This window comes from Streptomyces adustus (genome assembly GCF_009377175.1).
In the GTDB taxonomy this organism is placed as follows: Bacteria; Actinomycetota; Actinomycetes; order Streptomycetales; family Streptomycetaceae; genus Streptomyces; species Streptomyces adustus.
Genome location: NZ_VJZD01000073.1, coordinates 22,967 through 38,211 on the forward strand (window position 1 = coordinate 22,967; position 15,245 = coordinate 38,211).

General features: G+C 69.0%; 12 protein-coding genes and 3 pseudogenes. 8 read left to right on the top strand and 7 right to left on the bottom strand.

Translation table 11 applies throughout. The features are described 5' to 3' along the window. Positions 1–116 precede the first annotated feature (116 nt). Complete coding sequence (locus FNH09_RS19620; RefSeq protein ID WP_162468818.1) at positions 117–1,652, top strand: ISL3 family transposase; 1,536 nt, start codon at positions 117–119, stop codon at positions 1,650–1,652. 185 nt (positions 1,653–1,837) lie between these two features. On the opposite strand, the gene FNH09_RS19625 is transcribed toward FNH09_RS19620, so the two are convergent. Further along, on the bottom strand, positions 1,838–3,319 hold the full coding sequence (locus tag FNH09_RS19625) for a glycoside hydrolase family 27 protein (protein WP_238426815.1): 1,482 nt from the start codon (positions 3,317–3,319) through the stop codon (positions 1,838–1,840). A 532-nt stretch (positions 3,320–3,851) separates the two neighbouring features. Between FNH09_RS19625 and FNH09_RS47685 the strand changes: the two are divergent. Then, a pseudogene (locus FNH09_RS47685) lies at positions 3,852–4,072 on the top strand (transposase); the annotation flags it as partial. 286 nt (positions 4,073–4,358) lie between these two features. On the opposite strand, the gene FNH09_RS19635 reads toward FNH09_RS47685, so the two are convergent. Next, positions 4,359–5,096, bottom strand: a complete 738-nt coding sequence (locus FNH09_RS19635; RefSeq protein WP_152889746.1) for an SDR family oxidoreductase — start codon at positions 5,094–5,096, stop codon at positions 4,359–4,361. Between the two features lie 92 nt (positions 5,097–5,188). On the opposite strand from FNH09_RS19635, the gene FNH09_RS19640 reads away from it, so the two are divergent. Further along, positions 5,189–6,052 (top strand): LysR family transcriptional regulator, encoded by an 864-nt coding sequence (locus FNH09_RS19640; RefSeq protein WP_162468819.1) that lies wholly within the window; start codon positions 5,189–5,191, stop codon positions 6,050–6,052. Positions 6,053–6,318: 266 nt separating this feature from the next. Here the strand turns inward: FNH09_RS19640 and FNH09_RS19645 are convergent, their stop codons facing one another. Further along, positions 6,319–6,882, bottom strand: a complete 564-nt coding sequence (locus tag FNH09_RS19645; protein WP_338017617.1) for a DUF6188 family protein — start codon at positions 6,880–6,882, stop codon at positions 6,319–6,321. A 797-nt stretch (positions 6,883–7,679) separates the two neighbouring features. Next, positions 7,680–8,498, bottom strand: a complete 819-nt coding sequence (locus FNH09_RS19650) for a MerR family transcriptional regulator (protein WP_152889752.1) — start codon at positions 8,496–8,498, stop codon at positions 7,680–7,682. 273 nt (positions 8,499–8,771) lie between these two features. On the opposite strand from FNH09_RS19650, the gene FNH09_RS49530 reads away from it, so the two are divergent. The 5 genes and pseudogenes from FNH09_RS49530 to FNH09_RS19670 all read left to right on the top strand — a co-directional run bounded on the left by FNH09_RS49530 (position 8,772) and on the right by FNH09_RS19670 (position 12,073). Continuing rightward, on the top strand, positions 8,772–8,897 hold the full coding sequence (locus FNH09_RS49530) for a hypothetical protein (protein WP_274390244.1): 126 nt from the start codon (positions 8,772–8,774) through the stop codon (positions 8,895–8,897). A gap of 52 nt (positions 8,898–8,949) precedes the next feature. Continuing rightward, a pseudogene (locus FNH09_RS19655) lies at positions 8,950–9,392 on the top strand (NAD(P)-binding domain-containing protein); the annotation flags it as partial. A 191-nt stretch (positions 9,393–9,583) separates the two neighbouring features. Then, positions 9,584–9,940, top strand: coding sequence for a nuclear transport factor 2 family protein (locus FNH09_RS19660; RefSeq protein ID WP_152889753.1), 357 nt, complete (start codon positions 9,584–9,586; stop codon positions 9,938–9,940). Between the two features lie 37 nt (positions 9,941–9,977). Next, positions 9,978–10,829 carry an SDR family NAD(P)-dependent oxidoreductase gene (locus FNH09_RS19665; RefSeq protein WP_152889756.1) on the top strand — a complete coding sequence of 284 codons (852 nt, stop codon included), beginning with the start codon at positions 9,978–9,980 and terminating at the stop codon, positions 10,827–10,829. 134 nt (positions 10,830–10,963) lie between these two features. Continuing rightward, positions 10,964–12,073 (top strand): DNA alkylation repair protein, encoded by a 1,110-nt coding sequence (locus FNH09_RS19670; protein WP_162468820.1) that lies wholly within the window; start codon positions 10,964–10,966, stop codon positions 12,071–12,073. 279 nt (positions 12,074–12,352) lie between these two features. Here the strand turns inward: FNH09_RS19670 and FNH09_RS19675 are convergent, their stop codons facing one another. From FNH09_RS19675 to FNH09_RS47095, 3 genes and pseudogenes are all read right to left on the bottom strand, one after another. Next, on the bottom strand, positions 12,353–13,120 hold the full coding sequence (locus tag FNH09_RS19675; protein ID WP_152889759.1) for a ZIP family metal transporter: 768 nt from the start codon (positions 13,118–13,120) through the stop codon (positions 12,353–12,355). A 160-nt stretch (positions 13,121–13,280) separates the two neighbouring features. Then, on the bottom strand, positions 13,281–14,711 hold the full coding sequence (locus FNH09_RS19680) for a selenium-binding protein SBP56-related protein (RefSeq protein WP_152889762.1): 1,431 nt from the start codon (positions 14,709–14,711) through the stop codon (positions 13,281–13,283). A 117-nt stretch (positions 14,712–14,828) separates the two neighbouring features. Further along, a pseudogene (locus FNH09_RS47095) lies at positions 14,829–15,245 on the bottom strand (bifunctional 3-(3-hydroxy-phenyl)propionate/3-hydroxycinnamic acid hydroxylase MhpA); the annotation flags it as partial.

Below are 15,245 nucleotides of genomic sequence, written 5' to 3' on the forward strand. Positions count from 1 at the left end.
ACAGGCCGAACAGTCCAAGAAAGAACCTGTAGGCCAAACAGAGGAACCACACCTGATTTCTGGCCCTGTCTCACTTTCGGTGGTGACAGACAGTCGCGAGAGTCGTTGATGCACATGTGAAGGACGTCAACGAGCTTGTACGGACTGTATTTTCGGGCCTTTTCCCGTTGGTCATCGAGGATGTGACCGACGAGGGCGAGCGGATCGCGGTGCGGGCGCAGACTCCGCAGGAGGCTGCGGTTTGTCCGGTCTGTGGCGCGTCGTCGGAGCGGGTGCACAGCTATCAGGTACGGAGAGTGGCTGACGTACCCGTCGATGGACGGCGCGTGGTGGTTCATGTGAAGGTGCGGCGTCTGGTGTGTCCCACGCGCGGCTGCCGGCAGACCTTCCGTGAACAGATGCCGGGACTGCTGGAGCGCTATCAGCGACGCACCACCCGTCTGACCAGGCAGATCAAGGCTGTGGTGAAGGAGTTAGCGGGCCGGGCGGGATCGCGTCTGCTGGCAATACTCGCGGCAGACCTGTCGCGCCACACGGCCGTGCGTGTTCTGCTGCGCATTTCCCTGCCCACCGGGCGGACGCCCCGTGTGATCGGCGTCGACGACTTTGCTCTGCGCCGACGACACCGCTATGCCACCGTGGTGATCGACGCCGAGACCCATCAGCGGATCGATGTGCTGCCCGACCGCACGGCCGACACGCTGGAAGCGTGGCTGCGCGAACGTCCGGGCATCGAGATCGTGTGCCGTGACGGCTCCGCGACCTACGCCGAGGCCATCCGCCGCGCCCTGCCCGACGCGGTGCAGGTCGCGGACCGGTGGCACCTGTGGCACAACCTGTGCGAAGCTTCCCTGCGTGAAGTGAAGGCGCACAGCACCTGCTGGGCCGCTGTGCTGGAAGCGCCCCTGTACAACGGGCCCCGTGCGCAAACAACCCTGGAACGCTGGCACCAGGTCCACGGTCTGCTCGAGAAGGGCGTCGGCCTGCTGGAGTGCGCCCGCCGCCTGCAACTGGCACTGAACACCGTCAAACGCTACGCGAGAGCCGACCGGCCCGAGCGGATGCTCCTCGTCCCCAAGTACCGCGCCAGCCTAGTCGATCCCTACCGCGAACACCTGCGCAGACGACGGACCGAGGACCCCGCCGTCCCCGTCAGCCACCTCTTCGAAGAGATCAAAGCCCTCGGATTCACCGGCTGCCTGAACCTACTGCACAAGTACATCAACCAAGGCCGCGCGGATGCCGACCGCAGCCACATCTCCCCGCGCCGGCTCGCCCGGATGATCCTCACCAGGCCCGACAACCTCAAGCCCGAACATCGCGACGTCCTGACCAGGATCACCGGCTCCTGTCCCGAGATGACTCAACTGGCAGCGGGAGTGAGGGACTTCGCCGCACTCCTGACGCCTTGTGCAGAAAACACCGAGAGGCTCTCGCGCTGGATCGACCAGGTCCGCGCAGCCGACCTGCCTCACCTGCACGCCTTCACCCGCGGCCTGGACCGAGACCACAATGCAGTGAACGCCGCACTCACACTTCCCTACAGCAACGGCCCCACCGAGGGCGTCAACACCAAGACGAAGCGAATCGCACGCCAGATACACGGACGAGCAGGCTTCACCCTTCTACGCCACCGCATCCTCCTCGGATAGCAGCACGGTCGGTCACCACCGAATATGAGACAGGGCCTGATTTCTGATAGACCCGCTGATCCGCATCGGGTTCGTGCGCATCGGATCCGGGGCGCGCCAGTCGGTCCACCGGCCGGCCCCGGTGGGTGCGGGCCGGACGGTGGGCCGAGACGGTGCGAGGGGACTCGCGGTGACCCCTGGTTCGTTCAGCTCAGGCGCCACTGCTGGTTCGCGCCGCCGTTGCAGTTCCACAGCTCCAGCTGGGTGCCGTTGACGTTGCCGGCCGGCTGGTCGCCGCCGGTGACGTCGAGGCACAGGCCGGACTGGACGCCGGTGACCGTGCCGTCGGCGTTCGGGCGCCACTGCTGGTTCGTGCCGCCGTTGCAGTTCCACAGCTCGACCTTGGTGCCCGCGGTGGTCGCCGCGCCGGTCGCGTCCAGGCACTGTGTGCCCCCGTACAGCCGCAGTTCACCGGCCGCCGTCAGGGTGACCTTCTGGTTGGCGCCGCCGTTGCAGTCCCAGATCTCGATCTTCGTGCCGGGAGTCGTCTCGTTGTCGTACGCGTCGAGGCAGCGGCCGGAGGAGGCGCCGACCAGGGCGTGCGTGGTGCCGGTGCTGGTGGCCGAGCCGGTGGACACCCGGAACAGGACCGTGCCGTGGCCGGGCACGGTGGCCGAGATCGCACCGCTGGTGGTGGTCTTCACGTGCGACCACAGGTTGTCCAGGCTGTAGCCGCTGGACGAGGCGGGCAGGCCGACCGCGGAGGCGGTGGTGGAGATGGTGGCCGCGCCGGAGTTCTCGTTGAACAGCGCGACCGATACGTCGCCACCGGCCAGGGGCTTGGCAAGCACGTCCAAACCGCCGGCGGCGGATACCTGCACGCCCTGCTTGCCGAGCGCATCCTGGTCGACCGCGACGACGTCCCGGTTCCCGAGGATGGAGGCGGTGGCGGCAGAAGAGTTGGGCAGATCGTTGCCCGTGATCAGCGGGGCGGCCATCTCGGCCCAGAGACTGAACTCGCTGCGGTCCTCGGTGAACGACATGCCGCCGTTGCCAACCTCCAGCATGTCGGGGTCGTTCCAGCCACCGGGGCCGGCGTACTGCGCCAGCTTGACGTTGGCGTGGAAGATCGACAGCAGGGAGCCGTAGCTGTCGTTGATGTCGCCGGTGGTGCGCCACATGTTGCCGACGCCCGCGCCCCACGTCCACACGTTGTCCACGCCCCACTCGCACAGGCTGAACAGGATGGCGCGACCGCTGCTGTTATTGGCCAGGGCGTCGCGCATGGTGGTGTCGCGCCGCTGGGCGGAGGTCCCGTCGTCGTTGCAGTTGTCGTATTTGAGCAGGTCCACGCCCCAGGAGGCGAAGCTGTTCGCGTCGGTCTGCTCGTGGCCGAGGCTGCCGGGGTAGCCGGCGCAGGTCTTGGTGCCCGCGCTCTCGTAGATGCCGAGTTTCAGGCCCTTGGCATGCACGTACGCGGCCGTGCCGCTGATGCCGTCCGGGAACTTGACGGGGTCAGGCACGAGACGGCCGGCGGCGTCGCGGCTGCCGGCCATCCAGCAGTCGTCGATGTCGACGTAGGCGTAGCCGGACGCGGCCAGCCCGGAGGAGACCAGGTAGTCGGCGACGGACTCGACCTTCTGTTCGGTGATGTTGCATCCGAACTTGTTCCAGCTGTTCCAGCCCATCGGTGGGGTGAGCGCCAGCCCGTTGGGCAGGGCGTCGGCCGATGGCGCGGCGCCCACGACCCAGGCGGCTGACGCGGCGATCAGGGCCAGGACGGTGCCGACCGCGGTACCGGTACGTCTGCGGGCGGACTTACGCCCGCCGGTAGGGGCCGAGTCGTACTCAGGGCGGGCAGCACAGGATGTCCGTAACGCACGAGACGCGCGGGACGTCCGGAGCGTGCGGACCATGTGGCGCTTGCGGGGCATATGAAGGCGCACGTTGTCCTTCTTTCGAATGGGGGGCTACCCGATGGCACTCAGGCCTGCGGACAGGCGTGAATGACCCCGCGTCAGGTGCGTGAACAGCCAACGGAATGAAAAGACGCGTGACGGGTGAGGGTGGAAAGTCTTGGATTCTGTGCGAATGCCGGGGCATACCGTCGCAGTCCACACAGACTCCGTCAAGGGTTTACACAGCAACCGAGGCGAAACCCTGGCCACCACCGCCCCACTTGGATCGTGTCCTACGTGGTGAGGCGTCGTGGATCTGGCCATGGGGCGGGGTACGTGGAGTTGGATTGTTCCGGACGGGCCGTGGAGATCGCGAAGCCGCTGATCCCGCTGTCGAGAGTGCGACCGCAGGGCGGCGGAACGCAGGACACTCCTGATGAGACGCTGTTCACGGCGAACATCTACGTCCTGGTCAGCGAGTGCGCCTGGCGTCAACCGCCGCCTTGTTTCGGGTGCAGGAAGTCGAGTCGGCTGTCCCACCGAGGTTCCGTCGCTGCACGCCGACAGTCGGAATCGGCAGACCGGTCGGTGAGCGGCCATCCCCCGCGAAGCCGACCCCCGCCGGCCGGTGTCCCGTCTCCGATGACCTGGTCCGGGATCGGGGCCATTGCCTGCGGCGACCAGGTCGGTGGAGACGCCGCGTCGCCGGAGATCCCAGTCGGTCTGGTCCCTGTCGGGCAGATGCCTGACGCTGCCTCAGTCGGATCTGGCCCCTTTCCACCGTTTCGCGAACCTACCGGAGCCTCGTCGATTCACAGCGGGTTCGTGATCACCAGGGGACAACGCCGTCGTCCTCGAAGAACGAACCGGTCGGGCCGCCGTCGGGCAGCGTGGCGAGCCGGATCGCTGTGGCCGCGCCCTGTTCAGGAGTGCGGGGCCCTTGGAAGCCTGTGAAGTCGGTCGCGACCAGGCCCGGGCAGGCGGCGTTGATCAGGATGTTCGTACCGGCGAACTGCCGGGCGTACTGCACGGTGAGGGCGTTGAGGAACGACTTCGACGGCGCGTAGGCCGCCATGACCGGGCCGATCTCGATGTCCGGGTCCGATTGCCGGGTCAGGGAACCGACGCTACTGGAGACGTTGACGATGCGTGGCGAGGCCGAGCGCCGCAGCAGTGGCAGCATCGCGTTCGTCACCCGGACGACACCCATGACGTTGGTGTCCACAACCGTGCGGAGCACCTCCAGGTCGAGCGTGGTCGGATCCTGCACCCACCCCGGGTCCATCTCGCCAGAGATGCCGGCATTGTTGACCAGGGCGTCCAGGCGCCCGGCCAGCCGTTCGATCAGTTCCGCGGCATCCGTGACGCTCTGGTCGTCGGTCACGTCCATCGGCACCCCGAACGCATCCAGGCCGACGGCGCGCAGCTTCCCGACGGCGGTCTCGCGTCGGGCGGCGTCGCGGGCTCCCACGCCCACGCGGTACCCGAGGCTGCCCAGCCCGGCCGCGATCTCGTACCCGATGCCCTTGTTCGCGCCGGTCACCAGCGCGATCTTCGTTTCGCTCATACCGATGATGCTGGCTCGCGGACGAGGGGCGCGGCCAACACCGATACGGTGTCCTGTCATACCTGCCAGGTATCACCGCGTATGCTGCGGCCGTGGACACCCTGGAGACCCGCGAGTTGAGGTACTTCGTGGCCATCGCCGAGGAACTGCACTTCGGGCGCGCCGCCGAGCGCCTCGGCATGGCCCAGCCGCCGCTGTCGCGGGCGATCCAGCAGCTCGAACGGCGCCTCGGGGTCTGCCTGCTGCAACGCAACCGCCGTGGCGTCCGTCTGACCGGTGCTGGAGAAGTGCTGTTGCACGAGGGCCGGGCGGCTCTCGACGCGACCGCTGCCGCTGCTCGCCGCACCCGACGCGCCGGCGGTTCCGACAGCCCTGGCGGCCCGCGCGGTCGGCTGGTCCTCGCGGTGAAGGCCGCCGCGTCGCACGAACTGCTGCGGAAGCTTCTCGACGCCTACGCAGCCGAGCCCGGCAGTGCCGAGATCGAGGTGCTGCCGTGCGGCATCTGCGAGCAGGAAGAGCTGCTGCGCGACGGACGTGCCGATGTCGCGCTCATGCACACGCCGTGGAACTCCCTCGCCGGGTTCGACAGCGAGGCACTGACAACCGAGGGACAGGTCGCCGTCCTGCCCGCCGGGCACCCCCTCGCCGCCCGCGAGACCTTGTCCCTGGCCGATGTCAGGGATGTCCCCGATCTGCCGCTCGCCCGCTGGCCCACCCACGGCACCTACGCACCCGGCCCGGGCCCCGAGATCCACAATCAGACGCAACTGGCCCAGTTGATCGCCCTCGGACGCACCGTGGCGGTGGTACCCGACTCCGCCCGCTCCTGGCTGTGGGCGGAGCACACGGCCGTCCCCTTGACGGACGCGCCTCCCGTCGTGACCCACATCGTCTGGCCCGCCCACAGCCGCTCCCTCGCCCTGGCCGGCCTGGTCCGCACGGCCACACGGCTATGACCGGCTCCTGCCCCCATCGATCAGCGCTCGGGACAGCTCAGATGGCCACCAGAGCCGGCGGGACCGAAGAAGCAGACCCGCGGGACCAGATCATCTGGGACGGCGAGCGAATCGGACCAGCTCATGCGAGGCAGAGACCGGATCGCCTGAGACGGGACAGCCGCCCTGGCCTACTCGGACATGTCCGATCCCTGTCCTGTCTCATCGAAGTTGGTCGCCCGCGTGGCGCTGACCTGCGTGGACCGAATTGGGTGAGACGCGCGGACTCAGCTCGTCGAGAGGGGCCGCACGTCTTGTGCCTGCCGCATCGTGTGCCGCGGATAGGACTCGCTCGCTCCTGAGCCGGACCAGACGGCGAGGCCGCCTCCAGGCAGTGATGCGAAGCGCCATCCTGTTGGAACCGTGACCTGCCACGCTTCGAAGGACGGATCGGACGAGCAGGTCAGGTGGTGGCCGGTGTCGAAAACAAGACGCAGGGTGCCGGACTTGAACGCGACCGCCGACAGGACCTTCGCTCCGAAGAGTGCGAGGGCCGCTGCGACGTCCTGCGATGCCGGGTTCAAGAGCACGGACGGATTGGCGTGGTCCGTCCCGTGCGAGAGGCCGACGGGGACTTGCCATGCGGCTTCCCAGTCAGCGTCGAGGGCCAGCACGAGCCGGAAGTCCACGCTGATCTTGGTGACGCTCATGCCGCGAAGGTTCAGGATCCACCGGTCCGCGTGTTCGACGGGACTCTCTTCAGTGCTCACTCCTGTACCTTGGCTGATCCGGCAGTCCCGAGCCACGGGATTTTCAGCGCCAGGACGGCACGGCTGGAACCATGACCCCACCCGGAACAGCGATCCAGCATCCCCGATGCCCTCAGCCGCGCGACTGGGTTCGCTGAGCCAGAAGCCCGAACGACTCTACTCGTTGAGAAGACGACTCGATTGAGCGAGACGGGACAGTCCCGGAGGAACGACTGCGTTCTCACACCGGTGTGATCCGCCAGACGCTGGCTGTGGAACCAGTCGACCCGTTCCGCGGTGGCGAGTTCGACGTCGGAGAGGCCGCGCCAGGGCTTACGGGGCTTGATCAACTCCCTTGTGCAGAGACCGATCCGGGATTGCATGAGCGCGTTGTTCAGCGCGTCGCCGACGATGCCGATCGAGGCATGCCCGTCTTCTCCGTACCACCCCCACTTCGAACTGCTCCAGTGAGCTCGTGCGGAATTCCTCCGCGCCGACGCCTACGCCAGAATCGACACCGCGATCGACTCTTCGGTCAGCCGCCTTGGCCGACTACCGGAGATCCAAACGACAGGCCCCCGGTCCAGGAGGGCCCTCTTGGACCGTCCACACGCACATAGAACAGGTCATGCTGGCTGAAAAGCGGCGACCTGCTCCGGCGAGGAAGCCCGAAGCAGCGGCTGTGCCGCTCAGCCCCGCCGCCGCCTCGACGACCACGCTGCCCGCGGGACAGGCCCGAGCCAGCCCTCACGCGGCACCTTGGAACTCCATCACAAGACACCCCTCCGCCCCAGCCCTGGGACGGGTCACCCGAACGACCGGCGTCCTCTGCCCACCGGGACCTTCAGCGGCCGGCACAAGGAGATGGACATCGACGGCGTACGGTTCGGGGCCGGCCGTCAGCCGGGGGTGGGCGTCAGCCGGAACACCGGCCAGCCGATCTCGGTACGCCAGGCTGCCGGATCCGGGGTGTCGCGCGGGCTGACGAGATACACCTCGTGCACCGGACCATCGACCGCGAGGGCGTGTTCGACCACCCAGGCGCCGAGCCGGCCGTAGGTGACGTCGATGTCGTCATGCGGCCCGGGATGGACGACCACGGCAAGCTCGGCGGCCGGGAGGTCCACCGGTCGCACCCGGCCTCGGGTCGGCGGGTCGGCCACAGGCCGGTAGACCATCGCTGTTCCCCGGCCGCGGGTGAACAGCTCGTTGGCGTAGCAGCCACCCGGCGGCCCCAAGGCCGGCAGACCGGCGACAGCGGCGTCGAGTGCGGCCATCGCCTCGTCGTACCAGGAGACCACCTCCTCGTGGCCGACGACGTCCTCGACCCCGGCGACCGTTCTGGCCGCCACCGGGCGGAGCTCGACCTGCAGGCCGCCGTCGTCGGGGTGCAGAAGGTTTCGCAGGGAGGCCACAGCGGCTCGGGTGCGGTCCAGTTCCGCCTCCAGCCGCCGCAGGTGTTCACCGACCAGGTCCGCGCGCTCTGCGGCGTCCTCGGTGGCGAGGATCTTGGCCACGTCGGTCAGCGGCACGTCCAGGTCGCGCAGCCGATGGATGACCTGCGCGGTGGGGATCTGGTCGCTGGTGTAGTAGCGGTAGCCGCTGTCGGGGGCCACCGAGGCGGGCTCCAGCAGTCCGGACTCGTGGTAGCGACGCAGGGTTCGCACGCTCAGGTGCGTCAACTGCGCGAACTCGCCGATGGTCAATCCGCTGGACATTGCTCCAGTGTGCATCCGCCGGGCTCGATGTGCTTGACCCTCTCCCTGGGGGAGGCCCCATCGTGATGCGCATGAGCTACTTGCGCGACCCCCGCGCCTGGGCGGGCTGCGGCGACGAATCCGTCCGGAAGGCGATCGACGGCTACCGGCCGATGCGCGAAGCGGTCCGCACCGCCTTCGTCGGCGGCAACGGACGCCGGCCCGGAGTTTCCTGCCGCAGTGTTCGCGCCGTCATCGCTACGCCGACGGAGGACACGCCGGCCGCACCAGCCCGTGATCGGCCCGGACGGCTACGGCTACGGCTACGGCTCCGTGGCCGAGCGGCTTGAATCCTTGTCGGCCGGGCTGCGCCGCAACGAGTGCGCCACGCGCGTCGCGGACGTCCCGCAGGGGCGGTAGCTCCCACCCTTGGACTTTTTGAACACGTCAACATTTTTGAACGGATAATGCTGTGCCTCGCACACTCGGACTCATCGGCAGCGGAGCGATCGGCCTCGCCCGCCTGGCCGTAGCCGCAGGACTCGACGTCGTCCTCAGCAACTCACGAGGACCTCAAACCCTCACCGAGCTCGTCGACACCCTGGGCAGCCGCGCCCGTGCGGCCACCCCGGCGGAAGCGACACACGCAGTGCCCTGCCCATCGCCGGAGACAGCACGAAGGCCGAGGAGGAGGCCGGCCACCTGCTGGATGTCCTCGGATACGACGCGGTGGACATCGGCGCGCTCGCGGACAGTTGGCGGAGCGAACCGAACACTCCTGTCTACGTCGAGCCCTACCGCGGTCAGGCGCCAGCCGGACTGGGGCCGACGGAATGGTGGCAGTGGTCTCTGAACGACCCCGGCACCCCCGTCGCTGCGGCGCAGGTCCGTGAACTGGTCGCGAGCGCGGTACGAGGGCCGTCGCGTGCCGGCGTCATACCGGAGGGGCTCACCCTCCAGCCGGACCTGGCGCGCGTGCTCGGCCATGTGGTTCGACCGGGCCACAGACAGGCAGAGGCGCCACTTCGCCCCGGTGGCCCGGCCCCGCCTGCCCCGCGGAGGGCCGCCGGGATCTCCCCACCCGATCAACTCGCGTAAGGAACCCCATGACTGACAGCACCGTTCGTATCGACATCAGCGACCTGCCTGCGGTCGTCCAGCAGTTCTTGACCGCGCTCGACGCCCGGGACACCACCGCGGTGATCGGGATCCTGACCCCGCAGGCGAGCGTGACCGATGAGGGCCACACCCACACCGGCATCCCCTCGATCACCGACTGGATCGCCGACGCTGCCTCCGAGTTCACCTACACCACCACGCCGGTGGCCGCCGAGCGCACCGGCACCCACCAGTTCACCCTCACCCAGCATCTGGAGGGCGACTTCCCCGGCGGCAGCGCCGACCTCAACTACCGCTTCACCCTCGAGGGCACGCAGATCAGCAGCCTGGTCATCGCCCCCTGACGCGCTCGCCGCCTTTCACACTCCTAGGAAGAGCACTATGAAGACATGGTTCATCACCGGCGGTACCGGTGGTTTCGGCAGGGCCTATGCCGATGTCGCGCTGGAGCAGGGCGACAACGTCGTGCTGACCGCCCGCCGACCCGGGCAGCTGAAGGAATGGGCCGACCTGCACGGCGCCGCGACACGTGAGCGGATCCTGACGCTGGAGCTGGACACCACCGACCACCAGCAGGTCAGGGATACGGTCCAAACCGCGGAAGCGCACTTCGGCGGGATCGATGTGCTGGTCAACAATGCCGGCCGCGGTTGGTACGGGTCGGTGGAGGGCTCCCCGGAGGCGGATGTACGCCGTTCCTTCGAGCTGAACTTCTTCTCCGTCGTCGACCTCGTCCGCGCGGTGCTTCCCGGCATGCGGGAGCGGCGCAGCGGGTGGATCGTCAACATGTCCTCCGTCGCCGGGATCGCGAGCGTGCCCGGTTTCGGCTTCTACAGTGCCGCCAAGTTCGCGGTGGAGGGCATGACGGACGCGCTGCGCACCGAGGTGGAGCCGTTCGGCATCCAGGTCCTCGCCGTGGAGCCGGGGGCCTTTCGCACCCAGGCCTATGCCGGCTTCGCCGAGGAGCCGGTGACCGAGACCGTGGAGGCCTACCGGGCGTTCGTGGAGACGGTGCGGGTGGCCATGGTCAGTCAGGACGGCCACCAGCCGGGCGATCCCCGCCGCGGCGTCCAGGCCGTGGTCGATGCCATGCGGCAGGACTCCCCGCCCCGCCGCATCGTCCTGGGCAACGGCGGCTACGACCGTGTCCACGACCAACTGCGCGGCGCCCTGGCCGAACTGCGCGCACAGGAGACCGCCTCCCGGGCCGCGGACTTCCCCAAGGCGGACTAGCCCGACCGCGCCCCCGCGGCGGCCTGGGGCAAGACGGCCCCTTCCCGTCGAGGGGTAGGTTGTCCACGGCCCCGCCCGATGACCACTGCACCCCCGTGAATATCCCGCCCACATCCCGTTCTCCTGGAGGATCAGTGCCCACCGCCGACGAGCTGATCAGCCCCGTAAGTATCCGCAGTCTGGCGTTGATCCTGCGGGAGACCTCGCCCGAGATCTCTCCGTGGCAGACCGTCGCCCAGAGCGCAGGGACACTGGCATCGCTCACCCTGAGCGAACGGGCACGTACGGTCGGCGAGGCGCTGCTGGTCGACGCCGGCCACGACTACCGCCGACTGGCCCGCGCGGTCCGCGCGGCTCTGGCCCGGGAGGACCTGACCGGCTGGATGGTCTGGCCGGTCACCGAGGCCGTTGCCACCTCCGCCACCGAATCCGGCACGGGCGAGGACCTCGACGACGGCCTGACCCTCATGGCCGCCCTCACACCCCGGCTCACCAGCGAGTTCGCGCTGCGCACCTTCCTGAACGCGGACCTGGAACGCACCCTTGCCGCCGCCCGGACCTGGACCGCCTCACCCGATGAGGCCGTGCGCCGCCTGGCCAGCGAAGGCACCCGGCCCAAACTGCCCTGGGCGCGCCAGGTCCCCGCGCTCAACCGGAATCCCGCCCTGGGCGTCCCGATCCTGGACGCCCTTTACCCGGACAGCTCGGCGTTCGTACGCCGCTCGGTCGCCAACCACCTCAACGACGTCTCCCGCCTGGACGCGGACCTCGCCGGCAGCACCGCCGCACGCTGGGCCAGAAAACCAGAAAGCACCACGCCGGCCCTGATCCGCCACGCGATGCGCACCCTGATCAAGAACGGCGACCCGAACGCCCTGCACCTCGTCGGCTTCCACGGCAGCCGCGACGACCTCACGGTTGTCGGACCGCTGCCCGAAGAGACCGACATCCCGTTCGGCGGCGCCCTCACCTTCACCGCCCGCATCACCAACATCTCCCAGCGGCCGGTCACCCTCTCCATCGACTACGTCATCCATCACATGAAGGCGAACGGCAAGACAGCCCCGAAAGTCTTCAAGCTCGCCAAACGCGCCCTGAACCCCGGCCAGTCGACCGAGCTCACACGCGAGCACTCGTTCCGGCTGATCACTACCCGCGTCTACTACCCAGGCACCCACCAGCTGCAACTCCAGGTCAACGGCCACCAGTTCGACCCTGTCGACTTCCGGCTGCTACAGCCCTGACAGCAGCCGCGCGGGTCAACCCGCTGATGGTGGGGACCCTTGTTGCAGCACGGCGAGCAACCGGGACAATCGCTGTCGATCGCCCGACCTGAACGGCACGATGGGTGCCCCGCACGCCATCGAGCTGCCGTTCGCCTTCGGCAACCTCAGCACGCCTCATGGAGCATCGGGCCCCCAAGTGCGGCGAGCGTGACCTGGCCCCGCTACAGCACCGAGCAGTCGCACGACCGCGCCCTCCGGACCCCGTGGCCGTCATGGTTCTCGTGTGACTGGTCGCGTTCAGCGGTTGACCGTCCCGACAAAGACGGAGAGCGCGGCGAGGACGGCCGCGAGGGTCATCGCCATCGCAGCCGGGACCCCGAGAACTCGCCGGTGCGCGGGCCGCTGCCGACGGGCGAGTGTGAGTGCCACCCACGCCGCCTGCGCGAGTACGCCGCCGACGCAGGCGAGCAGCAACGGCATGACGCCGTCCGGAATGGGCACTGCGCTCGCCGCGAAGGCTCCCGCGATCGGGCTCAGGCAAGCCAGCCCGATCCACGAAGCCACACGCCGCCTCGGTTGCGCCCCCAGCAGAGCGGCCAACGCCAGGCCCTCGCCGGCCGCGTGCACGAGGAGCGCCGCCGCCACGGCGACCGAGGCGGTCAGTGCCAAGGTCGCCCCCTCCAGGAAGCGGTGCAGAGCGAGCCCTGATGCCGCGCTGACGCCTCCCGCACGACCTGGCTTGCACGGGCAGCCGATACGGACGACGGCGCCCATCACCCCGTACGAGGCGAGTGCGGTGGCCGGCACCGCCCACAGCGGCACGCCGGCCTCCTGGGCCTCGTCCCACGCGTCGGGCAGAAGATGGAGAACCGCAATGCTCAGCAATATCCCTGACGCGGCGGCCAGCAGCAGCACCGACCGGCCGGATCCGCGCCGCGCCAGCCAGGCGCCCGCCACGGTGGCCACAGCCACCAGCACCACGGCCACCAGCGTTTCGGTGGAGGGCAGCTGCCACCCGGTTGCGTCGTCAATGTGCGCGCCTGCTGCGTAGAGCACGGAGGACATGTCTCCTCCCTCCGGGGTGGCGGGCTTACGTACGCAGTGCCAGCGCGAACCGGCTCCGTCGGATGTGCTCGGATGCGACCCGCCGCTGCGCCACTCCACACCTGTCGGCCCCGGGCCGGAACAACACAACCTTCAGCCGGCCATCGCGGAGCACAGGCGGTCAGCTGCGGTAGCAGTACGAATCCGAGGAGGCGTCGCCGCCTTGCAGGCGCGTCTGGTGCACGCGCAAGCCCAGGAAGTCCGGGCCGTGCGGGTAGAAGAGGCTGTCGACGGAGAGCCCGCCGTGCGAGGTGTCGGCGTCGAGCTTGACCAGCCACGGGTCGATGCCCGCGGGATACACCTGCGCGTCCCAGGCGCTGTACAAGGAGTTCGTCAGGTACACGCGCCGCCCGTCACGGCTGAGCTCGACCATCTGCGCTGCGCCGGTCAGCGGAGTGTCGGGCTCGGCGGGATGCGGCTGACGGCTGACGATGCCGCCAAGACGCACGGACGCGGTCCACCTCGGATGGAACGGGTCGCTCACGTCGTACTGATGCAGATCGCCGGTTCCCCAGGTGGATACGTACAGCCACTGGTCGTCCACCGACAGGTCGATGTCGGCGATGAACGGGGGAACGGCGCCGAACGGCCGCAGCGCCGGAGGCAAGTCCTCCGTCCGCGCGGGCTCGGCGGGGATGGTGATCACTTTGCGTACCACGAAATCCTCGCCCTCCCGGGTCCACAGCCACACCGAGGCCGACAGGTCCTCGACGTTGACCACGGTGTTCACGAACCCCCACGTCGCCTCGGGGTCGTGCGCGGGACGCACCTCCAGCACCATCTGGTTCTCGTCCCCCAGATCGACGCGCTGAAGGTGCCGGCCGGAGTCCAGCTCCCAGAAGTGCAGCGAGTGGCCGTACTGGCGATCCAGCAGCAGTTCGGGGACGAGGCCGTCCTCGTACATCGAGGGGGTGCCCCACTCGCTGGTCACGGCGACGTTCTGGCGCAGGTGCCACCACAGGTCGTAGGCGAACCGCTGCGGTCCGCGGTCGCTCTCCCAAGCGCGCAGCACTTCGAAGGTCTCGTGGTCCAGCAGCGCGACGCCGCCGGGCCCGTCCGCACCGTCCGCGCCGCCCAGGCAGGACAGGAACACCCCGTCGGGACCGCAGTGGAGTGTGTGGGGGCGCGAATATGCGGCCTTGGCGGCCAGCTCCTCGGACTCGACCACCTTGACCAGGCGCGGGCGGGCGGGATCGGGGTCCGTGTCGAAGATGTGCAGCCGGGAGGAACGCAGTCCCGGGATGATCAGGTAGCGGCGCGCGGCGTGATGATGACCGGCATGGGCGAGCGCGCTCGAGCAGGCGTTCCAGCCGAAGTGGTGCAGTTCGTTGCCCAGGCCGGGCAGCTCGGCGTGGGAGATCACGCGGCCGTAGTCGGCGGATTCGGGGTCGCAGCCGACGGTGAACAACGCGTCCGCGCGCTGTGCGGTCGGGTCGAAACCGACGACGTAGGCGAGCTGCTCCGGGGGCGCGGCGACGGCATCCGCCGGTGTGCGGTACAAGGTGGGGTCATTGTGGTTGTCGCGGTCGTGAGCGTGCTCAGTCGTCCTCATGGCCGTTCCCTACTCCCGAACGGAGCCTGGATCCGGGGGACTTCCGACAGGCAGCCGGACTCAACCGTTCGGGATCGATGTCCCGACGCGGGACAGATATGCCATGAAGCGAGCGTTTCACAGTCCCGGAGCCCTGCCAAACCGACAGCGAGGGGGCGCGGGACGGCGGGTCGTGCACAGCAAGGCAGCCCAGGTGGCGGTGTCGGTGAAGTCGGCGTGGCCTGCCGGCAGGATGTCGAGGACGACGCGATCGGGCCGGAGCAGCGCGGCATCCGCGCGGCCGGTGCGCAGCCAGGAGGTCAGGAGTCCGTCGTCGTGGAGCGTGCGTACGTCGATGATGGCGGCACCGATGCCGGCGGCGAGCGCCCGTGGGGACGGTGGCAGGTCGGCCCGGGTCAGGAGCGTGAAGGAGTGCCCGGTCAGGTCGTCCCGTCGGGCGCGGGCGCCTGCGCCGGTGGTCCACGGCTGCGGACAGATGGTCCCGGCAAGGTCGTGGCGGCGGGTGCGTCGGCAGGTGAGGGGGCTGTCTCTTAT

What these genes read in the sequence shown, in the direction of transcription:
- FNH09_RS19625 (WP_238426815.1), bottom strand. Translation starts at nt 3,319, where the DNA reads ATGGGCTGGAACAGCTGGAACAAGTTCGGATGCAACATCACCGAACAG.
- FNH09_RS19635 (WP_152889746.1), bottom strand. Translation starts at nt 5,096, where the DNA reads ATGAGCGAAACGAAGATCGCGCTGGTGACCGGCGCGAACAAGGGCATC.
- FNH09_RS19650 (WP_152889752.1), bottom strand. Translation starts at nt 8,498, where the DNA reads ATGTCCAGCGGATTGACCATCGGCGAGTTCGCGCAGTTGACGCACCTG.
- FNH09_RS19660 (WP_152889753.1), top strand. Translation starts at nt 9,584, where the DNA reads ATGACTGACAGCACCGTTCGTATCGACATCAGCGACCTGCCTGCGGTC.
- FNH09_RS19665 (WP_152889756.1), top strand. Translation starts at nt 9,978, where the DNA reads ATGAAGACATGGTTCATCACCGGCGGTACCGGTGGTTTCGGCAGGGCC.
- FNH09_RS19675 (WP_152889759.1), bottom strand. Translation starts at nt 13,120, where the DNA reads ATGTCCTCCGTGCTCTACGCAGCAGGCGCGCACATTGACGACGCAACC.
- FNH09_RS19680 (WP_152889762.1), bottom strand. Translation starts at nt 14,711, where the DNA reads ATGAGGACGACTGAGCACGCTCACGACCGCGACAACCACAATGACCCC.